Source organism: Bradyrhizobium sp. AUGA SZCCT0283 (assembly GCF_018130385.1).
GTDB lineage: Bacteria > Pseudomonadota > Alphaproteobacteria > Rhizobiales > Xanthobacteraceae > Bradyrhizobium.
The window spans coordinates 111,933-128,435 of record NZ_JAFCLU010000010.1; the positions used below are offsets into that span (position 1 = coordinate 111,933).

Annotated in this window: 14 protein-coding genes; 10 read left to right on the forward strand and 4 right to left on the reverse strand. The window is 63.5% G+C overall.

What is annotated here, in order from left to right; translation table 11 throughout:
* Window positions 1-118 precede the first annotated feature (118 nt).
* From JQ624_RS16125 to JQ624_RS16150, 6 genes are all read left to right on the forward strand, one after another.
* A complete protein-coding gene (locus tag JQ624_RS16125) occupies window positions 119-1,735 on the forward strand; it encodes a bifunctional 3-(3-hydroxy-phenyl)propionate/3-hydroxycinnamic acid hydroxylase (RefSeq protein ID WP_212419880.1) in 1,617 nt (538 codons plus the stop codon).
* Window positions 1,736-1,750: 15 nt separating this feature from the next.
* Window positions 1,751-2,863 carry a VOC family protein gene (locus JQ624_RS16130; RefSeq protein WP_212419881.1) on the forward strand — a complete coding sequence of 371 codons (1,113 nt, stop codon included), beginning with the start codon at window positions 1,751-1,753 and terminating at the stop codon, window positions 2,861-2,863.
* A 47-nt stretch (window positions 2,864-2,910) separates the two neighbouring features.
* Window positions 2,911-4,806 carry an acyl-CoA synthetase gene (locus JQ624_RS16135; protein WP_212419882.1) on the forward strand — a complete coding sequence of 632 codons (1,896 nt, stop codon included), beginning with the start codon at window positions 2,911-2,913 and terminating at the stop codon, window positions 4,804-4,806.
* Between the two features lie 71 nt (window positions 4,807-4,877).
* Window positions 4,878-5,903 (forward strand): alcohol dehydrogenase catalytic domain-containing protein, encoded by a 1,026-nt coding sequence (locus tag JQ624_RS16140; RefSeq protein WP_212419883.1) that lies wholly within the window; start codon window positions 4,878-4,880, stop codon window positions 5,901-5,903.
* Between the two features lie 136 nt (window positions 5,904-6,039).
* Window positions 6,040-6,348, forward strand: a complete 309-nt coding sequence (locus JQ624_RS38600; protein ID WP_249129843.1) for a hypothetical protein — start codon at window positions 6,040-6,042, stop codon at window positions 6,346-6,348.
* 3 nt (window positions 6,349-6,351) lie between these two features.
* The gene (locus tag JQ624_RS16150) at window positions 6,352-9,138 is read left to right on the forward strand and encodes a UPF0182 family protein (RefSeq protein WP_212419884.1); all 2,787 of its coding nucleotides are present in this window, start codon (window positions 6,352-6,354) and stop codon (window positions 9,136-9,138) included.
* A gap of 154 nt (window positions 9,139-9,292) precedes the next feature.
* On the opposite strand, the gene JQ624_RS16155 is transcribed toward JQ624_RS16150, so the two are convergent.
* Window positions 9,293-10,471: a hypothetical protein gene (locus JQ624_RS16155; protein ID WP_212419885.1), complete on the reverse strand. Its 1,179-nt coding sequence runs from the start codon at window positions 10,469-10,471 to the stop codon at window positions 9,293-9,295.
* Window positions 10,472-11,108: 637 nt separating this feature from the next.
* Here JQ624_RS16155 and JQ624_RS38605 point away from each other — a divergent pair.
* Window positions 11,109-11,264: a type II toxin-antitoxin system RelE/ParE family toxin gene (locus JQ624_RS38605; RefSeq protein ID WP_249129844.1), complete on the forward strand. Its 156-nt coding sequence runs from the start codon at window positions 11,109-11,111 to the stop codon at window positions 11,262-11,264.
* Entirely contained in the window at window positions 11,261-11,668 is a 408-nt protein-coding gene (locus JQ624_RS16165) for an addiction module antidote protein (RefSeq protein ID WP_212419886.1), read from the forward strand. Before JQ624_RS38605 ends, JQ624_RS16165 begins: the two co-directional genes overlap by 4 nt.
* 26 nt (window positions 11,669-11,694) lie before the next feature.
* On the opposite strand, the gene JQ624_RS16170 is transcribed toward JQ624_RS16165, so the two are convergent.
* Both JQ624_RS16170 and JQ624_RS16175 read right to left on the reverse strand, forming a co-directional pair.
* Window positions 11,695-11,961, reverse strand: a complete 267-nt coding sequence (locus tag JQ624_RS16170; RefSeq protein WP_212419887.1) for an HGGxSTG domain-containing protein — start codon at window positions 11,959-11,961, stop codon at window positions 11,695-11,697.
* Window positions 11,958-12,620, reverse strand: coding sequence for a hypothetical protein (locus tag JQ624_RS16175; protein ID WP_212419888.1), 663 nt, complete (start codon window positions 12,618-12,620; stop codon window positions 11,958-11,960). Before JQ624_RS16175 ends, JQ624_RS16170 begins: the two co-directional genes overlap by 4 nt.
* Before the next feature lie 398 nt (window positions 12,621-13,018).
* On the opposite strand from JQ624_RS16175, the gene JQ624_RS16180 reads away from it, so the two are divergent.
* Window positions 13,019-14,509, forward strand: coding sequence for an amidohydrolase family protein (locus JQ624_RS16180; RefSeq protein WP_212419889.1), 1,491 nt, complete (start codon window positions 13,019-13,021; stop codon window positions 14,507-14,509).
* A 2-nt stretch (window positions 14,510-14,511) separates the two neighbouring features.
* Window positions 14,512-15,441, forward strand: coding sequence for a GTP-binding protein (locus tag JQ624_RS16185; RefSeq protein WP_212419890.1), 930 nt, complete (start codon window positions 14,512-14,514; stop codon window positions 15,439-15,441).
* Window positions 15,442-15,523: 82 nt separating this feature from the next.
* On the opposite strand, the gene JQ624_RS16190 is transcribed toward JQ624_RS16185, so the two are convergent.
* Entirely contained in the window at window positions 15,524-16,498 is a 975-nt protein-coding gene (locus JQ624_RS16190; protein WP_249129845.1) for a TRAP transporter substrate-binding protein, read from the reverse strand.
* Between the last annotated feature and the right edge of the window lie 5 nt (window positions 16,499-16,503).

Genomic DNA, 16,503 nt, shown 5'->3' on the forward strand with positions numbered 1-16,503 from the left:
CAGCAGCTTGGCGCGCATTCCGGGTATGACCGAAATCTCGTATTGACGATTTAGTCGTTTTGACTATCATGTTCAAAAATATTTGTCGACCCGGTCGACGGTCAGGCGAGGAAGTCTCATGGTTGTGGAAAGCATCGCGGCGCGGGCGCCGCTCCGTGAAGTCGAGGTTGCCGTCGTCGGCGCCGGGCCGGTTGGGCTTATGGTGGCGAACCTGCTCGGCATCGCCGGGGTGCAGGTCGCGGTGCTGGAGGCCAACGAGGGGCTGCTCGGTCTGCCGCGGGCCATCGCCTACGATGCGGAAACCCTCCGCCTCTTCGCACAGATTGGACTGCTCAACGAGATCAAGCCCGGACTCATTCAGAACCCCCATGTCCGCCATCTCAATCCGCGCGGTCGCGTGCTGATGCAGGCGGACCCTCCGGCCTGCGGGCCGTATGGCCACTCGTCGCTGGGCACGTTCTACCAGCCGGAATTTGAGCGGGTTCTGCTCAGGGGGCTGGCGCGGTTCGACAATGTCAGGGTGCTGTTTGGGCACACCGTCACTAATCTGGTGCAGAGTCGCGACGAGGCCGTGCTGTCGATCGCCACCCGCCAGGGCGCGAGCACGCTGCGGGCGAAATTCGTCGCTGGCTGCGACGGCGGCACGAGTCGGGTCCGCGATCTGCTCGGCGCGAGACTCGTCGGCTCCACCTATACGCAGCGCTGGCTGGTGGTCGACGCCATCGTCAAGGGTCACGACGTCAAGCAGATCAGCTTCTACTGCGACCCGGGCCGTCCGCGCGTCGAACTGCCGGCGGTGGGCGATCGCGTGCGCTGGGAATTCATGCAGCTTCCGGGCGAGACCGAGGAGCAGTTGAAGAACGACGGGCGGATCATGGCACTGATCGCCGAGAACACGCGCTATCGCGAGGTTCGGATCGAGCGCAAGGCCGTGTACACCTTCCATGCCCGGGTCGCCGACCGCTGGCGCAACGGCCGCGGATTTCTGGCCGGCGACGCCGCGCACCTGATGCCGCCCTTCGCCGGCCAGGGCATGAACGGCGGCATGAAGGACGCGGCCAATCTGGCCTGGAAGCTTTCGGCCGTGCTCAAGGGACTCGCTGCTGAGACGATCCTCGACAGCTACGAGCCGGAACGCGCGCCGGTGGTGCGCAAGATGGTCGAGGTGTCGCGCCGGCTCGGTGCCGTGATTATGCCGACCAGCCGCGGCGCTGCCGCGCTGCGCGACGGTATCTTCGCCTGCCTAAACATGTCGCGCGCCTTCCGCGACTTCATCGGCCGCGGTGGCGTGGTGCCGCCGCCGGCAATTGGCCGCAGTGCGTTGACCGGGGTGGGGAGCGATGCTGTGATCGGCCAGATGCTGCCGCAGCCCAGCGTCAAGACGCCGGACGGCTCGTTCCCCCTCGATACGTTTCAGGCGTGCCATCAGTGGCTCGTGCTCGGCATCGGCGTCGATCCGGCGGCGCTGCTCTCCGCGCGCGATCTCGCCATCCTCGATAGGCTCGATGCGCGATTCGTCTGCCTGAACGGCCGCCGCGACAAGCCGCGGACGCTCGAATTGCGATGCGACGACTCCGTGTTCGATGCCTGGGCGAAGCGCTACGCGGTTCGCGCGGTGCTCGTGCGGCCCGACCGCTTCATCGCTGACCGGCTCGATCCGCGCGGGCGCGATCTGCCGGTGCTCACCCCGTTTGCGCATGCGTGCGGCGTCACCGCGCCGCCGATCGCAGCCTGAATTCAAGGAGGCCAGATGTCCATCAACCTGTTGCTCAAGAGCGGTCCCGGCAGCGTCGAGTTGCCGCGCAGTTCCTCGCCCGTCGTGAAGGCGAACCAACTCCTGTATGCGCATTTTGAGCGCCCCGATCTCGACGCCGCGGAGCGGTACCTCATCGACTTCGGCCTCGTGCGTGCCGCGCGGACCGAGAAAGAATTGTTGATGCGGGGGACCGGGCCGGCACCGTATATCTACCGCGCCACTCTGGGGAGGAACGCCCGCTTCCTAGGCATCGGCCTTTCGGTCGCGATGGCCGAGAATCTCGATACGCTGGCCCGGAAGTTCGGCGGTCGCGTCGAGCGCGCCGACGGGCCGGGAGGGGGCTCGGTCGTGCACCTGCGCGATCCGGAAGGCGTCGCGGTTCACGTCCACCATGGCTTCACCCCGAGCGAGCCGCTGCCGGTGCGCCCGCAGATCCTTCACAATGCGCCGGGCCAGACCGTTCGCGTCAATGACACCCAGCGGCCGAAGCTCGAGCCGCCGCAGGTCACCAAGCTCGGCCATCTGGTGCTGGAGACGCCCAATTTCAACCGCAGTGTGCGCTGGTACATGGACACGTTTGGGTTCATCCCGTCTGACGTGATGTGCCTAGCTGACGGCACGCCGGTAGGTTCGTTCACACGGCTCGATCGCGGCAACGAGCCGACCGACCACCATACGATCTTCGTCGCCATGGGGATGGAGTCGAACGTCGACCATGTGGCGTTCGAGGTCGTCGATCTCGATGCCGTGGAGATGGGCCAGCAGGTGCTGATGGCGAAACGCTATCGCCACGCCTGGGGAGTGGGCCGTCACCTGCTCGGCAGCCAGATCTTCGACTACTGGCGCGACCCCTGGGGCCAGAAGCACGAGCACTACGCCGACGGCGACCTGTTCGACGCGGCGCAGCCCGCAGGCTACCACCTGATGGACCGCGAGGGTCTCTACCAGTGGGGGCCGGACCTGCCCGACGACTTTATCGACACCCGCATGACACCGGGACGGCTCTGGCGGGTGCTGAAGCTCGCGATCAAGGACAAGGCGCGGGTGAAGGTGTTGGTGGCACTCAAGAACAGCATGGCGGCCAGGGGCCGGCAGTGGCAGCGCTGAATCCGCATCAGCTCATCCCTCTCACGACTGCAGGCGAAAGGCGTCCAATGCCGGTGCGAGATATTGCCGATATTCAGAGAATCGAGGCCGAGCCTCTTGCGACGCGGAGCTTGCCGCGATCAACCTACGAGGTGTTCACGGCGAGTGCACAGCGCTGGCCGGACCGCAAGGCGCTGTCGTTCTTTCCGACTGCGGACGCCTATCAGCGTGCTTCGACCTGGACCTACGCAGAGCTTCTGGCGGAGATCACCCGGGCCGCGAACGCGCTTCACGCCTTCGGCGTCAGCGTGGATCATCCGGTCGCTTATGTGCTGCCGAACCTGCCCGAAACCCACTTCACGATCTGGGGCGGCGAGGCGGCCGGGGTGGTGCTCGCGGTCAATCCGCTGCTCGAGCCTGATCTGATCGTGGAGATCCTTCGCGCGGCCAAGGTGCGGGTGCTGGTGACGCTCGCGCCGTTTCCCGGCGCCGAACTGTGGAGCAAGCTTGCGCCGCACCTTTCGGCGCTCCCGGAGCTTCGTGTGGTCGCGCTGGTCGACGTCATGGATTATCTCGGAGGCAAAGGGAGGACGTCGGTGGCGGCCGCAGCGGCCGGCGTGCCCGACCGCAAATTTGAGATAGTGGATTTCCGCGCGGCGATGCAGGGCCAGCCGGCCGATCGCCTGGTCGCGCCGCGGACGATCACCGAACATTCCGTCTCGTCTTACTTCTGCACCGGTGGCACGACAGGCGCGCCGAAGATAGCGGTGCGCACGCACGGCAACGAGATCTTCGATGCCTGGGCCGCGGCGCAAATGTTCGGCGAGCGCGAGGAGCCGCGGACCTATTTATGCGGCCTGCCGCTGTTTCACGTCAACGCGCAGCTCGCCACCGGCCTGTTGCCGTGGATGCACGGCCATCACGTGCTGCTCGCCTCTCCCGAAGGCTACCGCGGCAAGAACCTGATCGCGCGCTTCTGGGAGATCGCGGCGCACTACCGCATTGCGACATTCTCCGGTGTGCCGACGATCTATGCCGCCCTGCTCGAAGCGCCGATCGGCGACAACGACATCTCCAGCCTCGAATACGCGATCTGCGGCGCGGCGCCCATGCCGGCCAAGCTGATCGAGGCGTTCGAAGCGAAGACCGGTCTCAAGATCGTCGAGGGCTATGGGCTGACCGAGGGCACCTGCGTCTCCTGCCTCAATCCGCCGGAGGGCAAGCGTCGCGCCGGGTCGATCGGCCTGCGCCTGCCATACCAGCAGGTGCGCGTCGTCATCCTCGATGACGCCGGGAGCTTCCTGCGAATGGCGGATGTCGACGAGATCGGTACCATCGCCATCACGGGGCCCAACGTGTTCGCGGGCTATCTCGATCCGCAGCAGAACACAGATCTGTGGATCGATATTGAAGGCACGCGCTGGCTCAATACCGGCGATCTCGGGCGGCAGGATGGTTTGGGCTATTTCTGGCTGGCCGGCCGGCGCAAGGAGCTGATCATCAGGGGCGGGCACAACATCGATCCGAAGCTGATCGAGGATGCGCTGTCCAAACACCCGGCCGTGGCGATGGCGGCCGCCGTCGGCAGCCCCGACGCCTATGTGGGCGAGGTCCCTGTCGCCTATGTGCAGCCCAAGCCCGGCGTTGCCGTCAGCGACCAGGAGCTGATGGATTTCGCCGCTGCCCACGTTCCCGAGCGAGCGGCGATCCCGAAGCACGTGAAGATCATGCCGTCGCTGCCAGTGACCGGGATCGGCAAGATCTTCAAGCCGGCCCTCCAGCAACGTGAGATTGAGGCCGCTGTTCGCGGCGAGGCGCAGAATGTGGGCGCAACCATCGTCGACTTGGCATTCGAACGCAGCCCCCGGCTGGGACAAGTCGTGCGCGTCCGCGCCGACAAAGGGACCGCGGCTCTGCGCGCAGCGCTGGAGCGCTATGCCTTCAAGTTCGAAGTGCAGGACTAGCGCTGCGGCCGGCGTGTTTGGCGAATTGATCGTGCAGTGAGAGTGTCCGGAAACTTCGGGAAGGCGGCAAGATGATAACGAATGCGACAGGTGTCACCCTGGTGTGTCTCGGGCCGAGTAGTGGCTTCGAGGTCCGATCGGTCCTCCGGCGCAGGCCGGCCGCCGGCGAGATCGAGGTCGCCGTCGCTGCGGCATCGGTCAATCCCATCGATGTGCGGCGCGCGCAAGGCTACGGCCGGCGATTGCTGTCGCTTGTCGGGGCAGGTCGGTTTCCGATGGTACTCGGCAATGATTTTGCCGGCACGGTGACGGCGCTCGGCGACAATGTCGACGCCTTCAAGATCGGCGATCGGGTCTACGGCGTGAAGCCGCCATCGACCGAGGGGGCTCACGCGAGCCACGTCCTGGTCAAGGCCGCGCATGTGCTGCCGGCGCGCGCGGGGCAGGACCTCCAGGCCCTCGCGGCACTTCCGTACAGCTTCGTGACCATGTGGCTTGCGGTGCGGGGCGCTGGATTGACCCGGCAGAATGCCGCCGGAAGACGAGTGCTCGTCCATGGCGCGGCCGGTGGCCTCGGGACCTTGGCCCTCCAGATGATGTCCGCATGGGGGGCCAGCGTCACGGCGATCGCGCGGCCGCCCGACTTCGCCGCCTGCCAGGAGGCTGGCGCGCTCGAGGTGGTGGACAGCAGCAGCAAGCCGTTCGCGACGCTGTCACGGACGTTCGACGCCACGCTCAACTTTGCAACCTGGGACGATGATCTGGCGCTCATGGGCGTTCTGCGCGACGGCGCGCTCGGCCATGCCACCGCGGTGCATCCGCTGCTCGCAAATTTCGACGAGCTCGGCTGGGTACGCGGTGTTCTAAAGACGCTCTCCGACAAGCGCCGCCATCGCGCCGCCTTGCCGAAGAATGCACGCTATGCATGGACTGTCTTCAAGCCCGAGACACCCGCCCTGCAAGAGTTGCGCGAACTCGTCGAGCAGCAGCGCGTTGGACTGCCCATCGCCATACAGGAATCTCTGGCCGGAGCCGCCCAGGCCTTCGATCACGTGAAGAAGGGCCGGCGGGGACGCGCGCTGATCCTGCCGGGGTGACGTGCCGACTTGGCGGGCACGACCATGAGTCTAAGCTTTTTGGCGGGCAACAAGGCGATTCGCGTGTTCCGCTCGGTGCTGATTGCCATCTTCATCCTGGCGTAGTCCTGCTCAATTCGGAAGCATGACCTGCGCCTTGACCGCAAAGACGCTCATCCGCCATGATTCAAAGCTTGATCCGTTCCAGTTTGGGCGGCTGACCGGCGCGCTGCTTCTTGTGTCCGATCAGCCAATGATCCCCGAGGGGGTGAAGACCGAAGCGTCGGATCAGGTGGTGACCACATTTGATCACGGCGTCGGGTCTCCGATGAGGCAGCGCTCTTGCCCAATTCTCGGCCGCGCTGGCTACGCGCAGAAGCTGCGAGAAACACGGTCGTCGCCCGCTTTGATCCACAATTCCAGCATGAATCAAGCGGCAAACGTCCTTCATTTCTGCTATTATTAAACCATGACGATCGGGATTACCGGACCCGAACGGAAGGTGCCAAGGCAAAGCGCCGTGGTCGGGCTCATCATTGCGGCTGTCTTCGTTGGGATTTGCCTGATCCTGCTCTCGCTCACGAGCGACTTTCTGGTTGACTGGCTGTGGTTTTCCGCGATCGGTTATCCGCAGGTTTTCTGGACGACGATCAGCGTCAAAGCCGTCGTTCTTTTTGCAGTCTGGACCGGGACTGCGGTCGTCCTTTGGTTGAACGGATGGCTCGCGGTGCGCTTTGCCCGACGGCGGCCTACGCAATCTGTCGCGGCCTTCGTGTGGAATCTTGCGGGCAATGTGCCGCCGCCCGACCTGCTGGCGGTCGTGCGCGATCGGCTGCCATGGTCCCGGGTCATCGCGGGCGGCGCAGGTTTGCTCGCGCTGCTGGTTGCCGCGACGGAAGCGGGCAATTGGGGCACCATCCTGCAGTTTTTCTATCACGTTCCCTACGGCGCCGACGATCCGCTCTTCAACAAGGACATCAGTTTCTATCTCTTCGTGCTGCCGGTCTATGTCCTCGTCAAAAACTGGATGCTGCTCACACTCGTTCTGAGCGCGCTTTTCGCCGCAGCGATCTACTGGGTGCACGGCGACATCGAATACGACGTGCAGCACCGTTCAATGTCCCCGACAGTGATTGCTCACGGCTCGGCGTTGCTTGCTCTCCTCTTCGTCGTGAAGGCCTGGTCGTACGTTCTCGACCGTTATCTGCTGCTCTATGGCGACAATGGCGTCGTCGTTGGCGCCAGTTACACCGATGTGCATGTGGGGCTGCCGGGCCTGTGGCTAATGATCGGGCTGTCGATCATTGCGGCGTTTGCTGCGTTGGCAAACCTCCGGGTGAGGACCTACCGGCTGCCTGCCGCCGCGGTCATGCTTGTCGTCGTCGGCTCTTTCGTGCTGTCCGGCGTGGCTCCCGTGCTGTTCCGGCAGTTCTTCGTCAAACCAAGCGAGTTGGAACTGGAGAAGCCCTATATCCAGCGCAACATCGCGCTCACCCGGCAGGCATACAATCTCGACAAGATTGCAGCCAAGCCCTTTGCCGCCGAACAGAAGCTTACGTTCAAGACGCTCGACGCCAACAAGGCGACGATCGAGAATATCAGGCTGTGGGACTGGCTGCCCTTGTCGGACACCTACGCGCAGCTGCAAGAGATCCGCACTTACTATAAATTCCATGATGTTGACGTTGATCGCTATTGGCTCGATGGCTCCTACCAAAGCGTAATGATCTCGGCCCGCGAACTGCGTCCCTCCTTGCTGCCGCCGAATGCCCAGACGTGGGTCAACCGCCACGTGCTGTTTACTCACGGCACCGGCGCGGTGATGAGCCCGGTCACTCGCAAGAGCAGTGAGGGGCTGCCATTCTTTTATTTGCGCGACATACCTCCTGTTGCGGACGGAGGTCCCCAGATCCGCGAACCGCGCATCTACTACGGCGAAGAGCACGACAGCTACGTCATCGTCAAAGGGAGCACACCTGAGTTCGACTATCCAAAGGGAAAGGACAATGTCTACGCGGCCTATGACGGCACCGGTGGCGTTCCGATCGGATCGATGGTGAGGAGAGGCCTGTTTGCTTATTACTTCAACGACCCGAATCTGCTGCTTTCAAGCTACATCACCGCCGACAGCCGGCTCATGATCCGCCGCAATATCCAGCAACGGGTGGGAACGATTGCTCCCTTCCTCAGGCTCGATCACGATCCTTATCTGGTCATCAGCGATGGGCGGATGTTCTGGATGCAGGACGCCTATACGGTGAGTTCCTATTTCCCCTATGCACAGCCGGCGCAAGAGCTGGACCTCAACTACATTCGCAATTCAGTGAAGGTTATCGTCGATGCCTATAACGGAACCGTCGACTTTTATCTGATCGACACCGGTGACCCGATCGCCGCAACCTTCCAGCGCATCTTTCCGGGCTTGTTCAAGCCGTTCGCTTCTATGCCGGCCGACCTGCAGAGGCACATTCGCTATCCGGAGGACCTGTTCCTGATTCAGGCGCGGCTGTATCAGACTTACCACATGGAGGCGGCTGACGTTTTCTATAATCGCGAGGATCTCTGGCAGTTTCCGCGTCAGCCGGGCGGCGGCGGCGTTGCAACGATGGCCCCCTACTACATCATCATGCGGCTACCCGGCGAGCCGCAGGCCGAGTTCTTCCTCATGCTTCCGATGGTGCCTAGCCGCCGCGACAACATGATCGCGTGGCTCGCCGCGCGCTGCGACGCGCCCGACTACGGCAAGCTGATCGTCTACGAGTTTCCCAAGGAGAAGCTCGTCTATGGACCATTCCAGATCGAAGCGCGGATCAATCAGAGTACCGAGATATCGCAACAAATTACGCTGTGGAATCAGATGGGCTCGCGTGTGATACGCGGTGCGAACTTGCTTGTGATCCCGATCGAGAACTCGATCCTTTATGTAACGCCGCTCTACCTGCGAGCGGAGCACGGACACCTGCCAGAGCTGAAACGCGTGATCGCAGCCTACGGCGAACATGTGGTGATGAAGGAGACGCTCGCCGAAGCCTTGTCAGCGCTATTCATGGAGCCCGGCGCTACGCCGGCAGTTTCAACCACGACAGAGGAGAGGCCCGCCACAGGCCCGGCGGCCAGTCAGGCACGGGAGGCGCTTGATCGCTACAATCAAGCAGTGGAGCGATTGAAGTCCGGAGATTGGAAGGGCTTCGGCACGCAGTTCGATGCGATGCGCGAGCTTCTGGAGGAAATGAACCGACGCTCCACCAGCCACTAATTGAGGGCCGAACCGAAAGGAGCCGTGCCGGCAATTCGGAAAGGCCGTTGCTGACAAAATAGGCGAGGCGCAGCCCGCGATTGCCTGACGATCGTCGCGGGATAAGCAGCCTCACGCATACGCAAAAACGGCAACTGTCCTCTTCATAGGAAAGCTATTGAGCCGCCGTCACTCGCAACGATTTCCCCAGAGCCCGTTTGGGGCTCGATTCCGGATCCGCGATCGGGCGGCGGTAGGTCGCGACGCGGCGCAGCCAGCCGACCTCGAAGACACGGTTGGATGGAAGGTTGCGAACCCTCTGCTGCAGGACGAACTGCGCCGCATCGGCGAATTCGGCGCGCACGGCCTTCGGATCGCTGGTATCACCGTTCATCTTGAGCAGCACCTGCTTGAGACCCCAACCCTGCCGCCGCCCGGTCTCCCTGTCCATGGTGGCTTCGTTCGGGTTGGTGCCCTCGCCCTTGAAGTTGATGTAGTCGATCAGCGGATAAAAATTCTCGGAGGCGCGAATGACGCGCGTGAACTGGATGACGATATGTTCGCGCTCCGTGCCGTCGGGTGTCGTCTTGAGGATCTTCTCCATCGCACCTTGCGCCCGCGCCACCATGAATTGCGTCTGCTCCGCCACGGTGTCGAGCAGAAACTGCCTCAACTCTTTCATCTGCGGTGAGTTGGAGTTTCTCCTAAATTCGGCTCGGCTTGTCCACGGGTTGGCCGGAATTTGCGTCTGGTCCAGCCAAGCGGGCAAATGCACGTTCTTCTTGCGCATGAATTCGAGCAGGGCCGGAAAGCTCTCCTCGAAAGGCAGCCATTTGCCGACAGGAAACCAGATGAAATGACCGATCCCTAGGGAAGCGAATTCCTCGTTCGCATTCCATGACGTGATCGCATCACGTTTTCCGCCTGTTTCATTCAGCCAGATCTTCTGGCCGATCTTCTTCGACAGATCGCCCGGCAAGACGAGCTGTGGTACAGGTAAATCCTTGGCCTCGTGGCTCGATTTCCGTGCTTCCGGCATGCGAACGGCAGCTTCCGGCGCTGGCTTCTGCACCTCAGGCTGTCGCAGGACTGTTTCGGGTTCCGACTTCTGCGTGTGGGATGCTTGCGCGACGCCAGGCCCACCCTGCTCTTTTTCGTTATCAGCGACGCGTGTCGCGGCCGGCGCGGCTATTTCCGCCAATGCCGTTTGCGTCGCCATGCCAGCGACGATGACACACGAGAGCAGCAATGAGCCGCAAGCAAGCACCTTCGCGCTGTACTGTCCGGGTTTCGCTTGCCGTGCCGTTTTCCTGCCGCTACCCGCACGCCAGCGGCCAATGAAATCACCGCCCATGTCCATGTTTCCGAAGGCTAGCCTGACAGGAAGGGTCGTGCGGACGAACAACACGATGCGTGTGGCGAAATCGTGGGGTCATAGCGGCGGCCCGGTGCCGCCACATGGGCGACAATCCTGCGCATCGCGCCGACGATGGGGGGCGAGAAAGCGGTCCCTGAGAACATCCCGAGAATGCTGATGCGCGTTCGACCGACACCTCCCGCACATCGGCGCGCAGTCCGCTGCACGTTGTGCTGGACATTGCATGAAGAGCCGGACTGCCGGCCGGTATTGGAGTGAATGCCCATCGATGACCTGGAGGCGCTAACTTGGTTGCGCTCCCAACCCGAGGGACGCGTGGCTGTTAATGCCGCTAAGAATTACGGTGACAGTGCACGAAACTCTCGCCCGCAGTTGAGTGCACTGTCGCTGTAATCCCCGCAACGTGGGCTAGCCAGCATTGGGCGGTAGTGCGAGCGTGATCGCTCACGCCTGTATTTGGCCATGAGCACGCTCATTCGGTCATCCGTCTTTTCCGATTGGCTGAATAGCTTGAAAGATCAGAAGGCCAAGGCGCGGATACTGCACTGGCTGTCGCAAGCTGCCCCTGGGCAATTTCGGGGATTGCGAGCCGGTAGGCGAAGGCGTCTCGGAAATGCGTATCCACCATGGTCCGGGATTCCGTGTCTATTTCGTGCGTCATGGTGCCGCCGTCTATGTGCTGCTTTGCGGTGGCGACAAGTCCAGCCAGCGCCGCGATATCGCCAGGGCAAAGCGCATGGCGAGGGGGTTGAAGGAGAGCGGGCGATGAAGAAGGCCAAAGCCAAGGAAAGCATCAAGGAAAAAGCCAAGGCAAACGCGAAGGCAAAGGCAAAGGCAAAGGCAAAGGCAAAGGTCACTTACGCGCCATTCGAGGTCGCTGACTATCTCGATAGTGAGGAAGCGATTGCGGAATATCTTTCGCTCGCAGCCCGCGACGAAAACCCCGGCGTATTGCTCAAGGCGCTTGGTGACGTGGCCAAGGCGCGCGGCATGGCGGAGGTCGCGAAGGCGTCCGGTCTCGGCCGCGAAAGCCTCTACAAGACGCTGGCACCGGGTGCCAAGCCGCGTTTCGAAACGATTGCCACCATCATGCGGGTGCTGAATGTGGGGTTTTCAGTCGAAAGCAGGTTGCCAGTGCGAGCGAAGAAGGCTCGCAAGTTGACTGCGGCGTAGGCGGCGAGCGAAGCTGCGAAACCCAATCACCTCATCTTTTCCAGCAGCTTCCGCGCTTCCCCCAACAACGCCTGAATCTGCCTTCGCTCGGCAAGCGCTCCCCTGGTGAACTGGCCGTGCTTGCGCGCGTTCTGATTTGCCCTCGGCGCGCCGGATCCCTGGGCGCCGCCATGCATGCGGCAGCGCTTCTTGCCGTGCACCGCCGGCGAGCGGCACGCGCCGCCGGAACGGGTTTTGGCGCCACAACGCAGGCTCGCCAGCATCGGCCCGGTATTTCTGATGTGGCCGCTCATGCCTGTGCGTCCCGCTTGGCATCAGCGGAATCGCGCCTTCGCCTGGAGCCCGAGCCTTTCGGGGCATTCCGCGCCGCGGATGCCGGGTTCTTGTCGGAAACGATCACGCGCGCATGCTGCGTGACGTTGCCGACAATGGCCTTGCCGCCGTCCCCGACCGACACGTTCTGCACGGTGATGGCAGGCTCGCCATGGCTCCGATGGCGATTCAGCGCCTCGATCTGGGCGGGAAACGTGCGGGCGAGCCTGCCCAATGCGCGGGCGGCACTGTCATGCTGAGCGAGATCGTCCGCATTCGCAAGGTGATGGGCGCATCGCATCGCCATCACATGAACCGAAACCATCTGCGCAACCAGCATGGCCTCGATGGAATCCCGGGGCTTGATGCTCTTCACCATCGAAATCATGAAAGCGAGGTTGACCTCGTCGGGACTCTCGCCGCTCACGCTGGCCTTTACCAATTGCCTGATAATGCCATGCATCGCTTCGCGATCGGTGACCCCCAATGTATCAGCCATGAGCTGTTCGCCGAGCTCTTGATCTGGATGGTCGATGGAGAATCCGTGCGACAGAAGCTTTATTCGCGGGGCTGCGGCAGCTTTGGTCTGGTCAGTTGCCGCGATCGTCGCTGACACAGTGAGGTCCGGAGCGGTGCTCATGTCGGGATTCCTTAGGCCACGCGCGCGCGGGCCAAGCGCGCGGTTCGGCCACGCGCCGGCGATCGTTCGCCGCGGCGATCTCTGCAATTTCAATTGTGGGTGAGGGTTTGAGCCGCAATCGTACCGACGCGCCCGGTATCGCAGGGCGTTTACAAGATTGCGGAATGATGGAGGAATGCCGCTGATTTGCGCGACGAGTCAAATTGTTTTTCGCTGCATTCATGCCGATAGCCGATGCTACTTTGCATGGGGTTGTTTTGATGAATCCGCATCGGCGGAGGTGGTCGTCGGTCCCAAAATCTGTCTCTATTGGAGCCGAGACCGCCCGTGCGTGGGCGCTCCAGGTGCCTGCGGCGCTGCTGCCGGCCTTGCCTAAAGTTCTTGCGTGGAGTGGCGATATGGGTGGCTTGGTGATCAGTGGCGGCCGGGTGGTGGATCCGGCCAGCGGGATGGACGCCATTGGCGATGTGGCGGTAGAGGATGGCCGGATCTCCGCTGTCGGCACCGGGCTCGGCGGCGCCGAACGGGTGATCGACGCGACTGGCCTCGTGGTGGCGCCCGGCTTCATCGACCTGCACGCCCACGGCCAGTCGATCCCGGCCGATCGCATGCAGGCGTTCGACGGGGTGACGACGACGCTCGACCTCGAGGCCGGCGTATTGCCGGTCGCATCCTGGTATCGGCGCCAGGCCGCCAAGGGACGCGTGCTGAACTACGGCGCCGCCGCCAACTGGGCCTTTGCGCGCATCGGCGCGATGACCGGATCCAACACGGAAAGCTCGCTGGAGGCGTTCGGCAATGCCATGCGCGATCGCCGCTGGATCGACAACGTGGCCAGCGACACCGAGGTGGCCGGCATTCTCGACCGCCTCGCGATTGGACTGAACGAGGGCGGCATCGGCATCGGCATCCTCAACGCCTATGCCCCGGGCGCAGGCGTCCAGGAGCTGACCGCGGTGTGTCAACTGGCGGCGGCGCATGATGTGGCGACCTTCACCCACGTCGCCTATATGTCCCGCATCGACCCGGAAAGCGCCGCGGAAGCCTATATCCGCCTGATCGGCTATGCCGGCGCCACCGGCGCGCATATGCACATCTGCCACTTCAACTCTTCCAGCAAGACGGACGTGGAGCGTTGCGCGGTGCTGATCGCCAAGGCGCAGGCACAGGGCCTGCCGATTACGGTGGAGGCCTATCCGTACGGCACCGGTTCGACGGTGCTGGCGGCGGCCTTCTTCAGCGATCCGGAATTCGAGGCGCGCAATGGCCTCGGCTACGATTCGGTGCAGCGGGTGACCGACGGGCGGCGCTTCCGCGACCGCAAGGAACTGCTGGCGGCGCAGGCGGAGGAGCCCTCCACGCTGGTGCTGTGGCATATCCTGGATACCGAGAACAATCCGCACCATCGTGACCTCCTGGACATCTCGGTGCTGTATCCCGGCGGCGCGATCGCCTCCGACGCGATGCCCTGGACGCTGTCGGACGGCAGCGTTTACACCGGCGACGCCTGGCCGCTGCCGGATGACGCCACCTCGCATCCGCGTTCGGCAGGTTGCTTCACCCGTTTCATCCGCGAGTGGGTGCGTGAGCGCAAGACGCTGTCGCTGCTGGAAGGCGTCCGCAAATGCGCCCTGATCCCGGCGGAGATTCTTTCCCGCAGCACGCCCGCCATGCGCGCCAAGGGACGGCTGCAGCCGGGCGCGGATGCCGACATCGTGGTGTTCGATTTCGACACGCTGACCGACCGGGCGACTTTCTCGGCGATGAACCGGCCGTCAGAGGGCGTACGGCATCTGGTGGTCAGCGGCCAGCCGCTGATATCAGACGGCGTGCTGGATGTGGCGGCGAGGCCCGGCCGGCCGGTGCGCCGGCCCGTTACCGAGAGCTGATCGTGCCGGTTCCGATCCTGCTGGTGACCGGCTTCCTCGGGGCGGGCAAGACCACGGTCGTGAATCACCTGCTGGCGCATGCGGAGGGGCGGCGGATCGCCGCCGTGGTGAATGATTTCGGCGCTGTTAACATCGATGCGGAGCTGATCGCGGGCGCCAGCGACGGGGTGGTCAGCCTGAGCAATGGCTGCATCTGTTGTTCGCTGGAAGGCGATCTCTTGCGCACGCTCGCCACCCTGCTGCGGCGTGATCCGCGGCCGGAGTTCATCGTGATCGAAACCAGCGGGATCGCCGATCCTTCCGATATCGTGCGCAACCTGATGGATCCCCTGATCTGGCAGGAGGCGCCGCTGGAAACGGTGCTGTGCGTGGTGGACGCGACGACAAAGGCGGAGACATTGAACGACGCGCTGCTGCGGTCTCAGCTGCGGGCGGCCGACGTGGTGGCGCTGAGCAAGGTAGACCTGGTGGACGCGGCGGGTCGCGCACGGCTGCGCGATGCCGTCCGGGCGCTGCGTCCGGCGGCGGTGGTGGTCGACGCCCTGCATGGCGAAGTCCCCGCAGCACTGCTGTTTCCCGCGGAGGTGGACCGCGTGCCGGCGCCGCGCGAGACGGGGCCGCGACGGCCGGCGGTTGATCGGTTCGAGACGCTGAGCTGGACATCGGAACGGCCAGTGTCGCTCCCAAGGTTGCAGCAAGCGATCGGCCGGCTGGCGCCGAAGCTCGCCCGGGCGAAGGGGTTGTTCGAGACGGTGGAGCAGCCCGGGCGGTTGATGGTGTTTCAGCTCGCCGGCGGGCGCGCGACGCTGGCGCCGGGCGGGGCGCCGGCGGCCGGGGTGCCGCGGGCACGGATCGTCTTCATTGCCGAGATCGGGGTCCTCTCGGCCGCCGAGATCAACGGGATCATGGAAGCGTGCGTCGAAGCCGGGTGAGGTGAGCGGGGCCGATCGCTCGCGAAACTGTAGCGTCCGGCAATCGAATGCCGGACGCGACTGAAACGCGACGACGATCGTCCTACTTCTTGTAGGCGGCGATCACGGCTTCACCGTCGGGGCCGGCCTTCTTGAGCCAATCGGCCGTCAACTGCTCCCCGACTTTCTCAAGGCCCGTCTTCAGCGCCGCAGGCGGCGGCAGCACCTTCATCTTGTTGGCTTGAAGCTGTTCGAGATACCACTTCGCCTTTTCTTCCGCGAGCTTCCAGCCGCGTTTTTCGGCGACCACAGCCGCCTTGAGGATCGCGTCCTGGGTCGGCTTGTCGAGCGCGTCAAAGGCCGCCTTGTTCACGAAGGTCACGTTTTTCGGAATCCAGGCCTGCGTATCATAGAAATGCGTCATGCTTTCCCAGGCCTTGCTGTCGTAGCCGGTCGAGCCCGAGGTCATGAACGCATTCACAACGCCGGTAGCCAGCGCCTGCGGCAGTTCCGCCGCCTGGATGGTGACAGGCTGCGCGCCGACAAGTTCGGCGATGCGCGAGGTGCCGACATTATAGGCGCGCCACTTCAGGCCCTTCATGTCGTCAATGGTGTTGAGGTCCTTCTTGGAATAAATGCCCTGCGGACCCCACGGCACCGCGAACAGGAGCATCAGACCTTGCGATGCGAGTTTCTTTTCGACCGCGGGTTTCGAGGCGAGCCACAGCTTCTTGGCTGCAGGATAACTCGTCGCCACGAACGGGACAACATCGATGCCGAACATCGGATCTTCGTTCTCATGCAGCGAGATCAGAACCTCGCCCGCCTGCGCCTGTCCGGTGGCGACCGCGCGCTTGATTTCCGGCGCCTTGAACAGGGAGGCGGCGGCATGCACGGTGATCTGCAGCTTGCCGCCGGTGGCATCGCCGACGTCCTTGGCGAACGCGATCAGATTCACCGAATGCGGATTGTCCGCCGGATAGGCCGCCGGGAGATTCCATTTGGTCTGCGCCATTGCGGGAACGGCAAGAGCCGCGACGCAGGCGGCCATAGCGCACGTCTTGATAAGCCTGAACATGACAA

What these genes read in the sequence shown, in the direction of transcription:
- JQ624_RS16175 (WP_212419888.1), bottom strand. Translation starts at nt 12,620, where the DNA reads ATGAGCACCGCTCCGGACCTCACTGTGTCAGCGACGATCGCGGCAACT.
- JQ624_RS16140 (WP_212419883.1), top strand. Translation starts at nt 4,878, where the DNA reads ATGATAACGAATGCGACAGGTGTCACCCTGGTGTGTCTCGGGCCGAGT.
- JQ624_RS16150 (WP_212419884.1), top strand. Translation starts at nt 6,352, where the DNA reads ATGACGATCGGGATTACCGGACCCGAACGGAAGGTGCCAAGGCAAAGC.
- JQ624_RS16165 (WP_212419886.1), top strand. Translation starts at nt 11,261, where the DNA reads ATGAAGAAGGCCAAAGCCAAGGAAAGCATCAAGGAAAAAGCCAAGGCA.
- JQ624_RS16180 (WP_212419889.1), top strand. Translation starts at nt 13,019, where the DNA reads ATGGGTGGCTTGGTGATCAGTGGCGGCCGGGTGGTGGATCCGGCCAGC.
- JQ624_RS16130 (WP_212419881.1), top strand. Translation starts at nt 1,751, where the DNA reads ATGTCCATCAACCTGTTGCTCAAGAGCGGTCCCGGCAGCGTCGAGTTG.
- JQ624_RS16190 (WP_249129845.1), bottom strand. Translation starts at nt 16,498, where the DNA reads ATGTTCAGGCTTATCAAGACGTGCGCTATGGCCGCCTGCGTCGCGGCT.
- JQ624_RS16155 (WP_212419885.1), bottom strand. Translation starts at nt 10,471, where the DNA reads ATGGGCGGTGATTTCATTGGCCGCTGGCGTGCGGGTAGCGGCAGGAAA.
- JQ624_RS38605 (WP_249129844.1), top strand. Translation starts at nt 11,109, where the DNA reads ATGCGTATCCACCATGGTCCGGGATTCCGTGTCTATTTCGTGCGTCAT.
- JQ624_RS16135 (WP_212419882.1), top strand. Translation starts at nt 2,911, where the DNA reads ATGCCGGTGCGAGATATTGCCGATATTCAGAGAATCGAGGCCGAGCCT.
- JQ624_RS16170 (WP_212419887.1), bottom strand. Translation starts at nt 11,961, where the DNA reads ATGAGCGGCCACATCAGAAATACCGGGCCGATGCTGGCGAGCCTGCGT.
- JQ624_RS16125 (WP_212419880.1), top strand. Translation starts at nt 119, where the DNA reads ATGGTTGTGGAAAGCATCGCGGCGCGGGCGCCGCTCCGTGAAGTCGAG.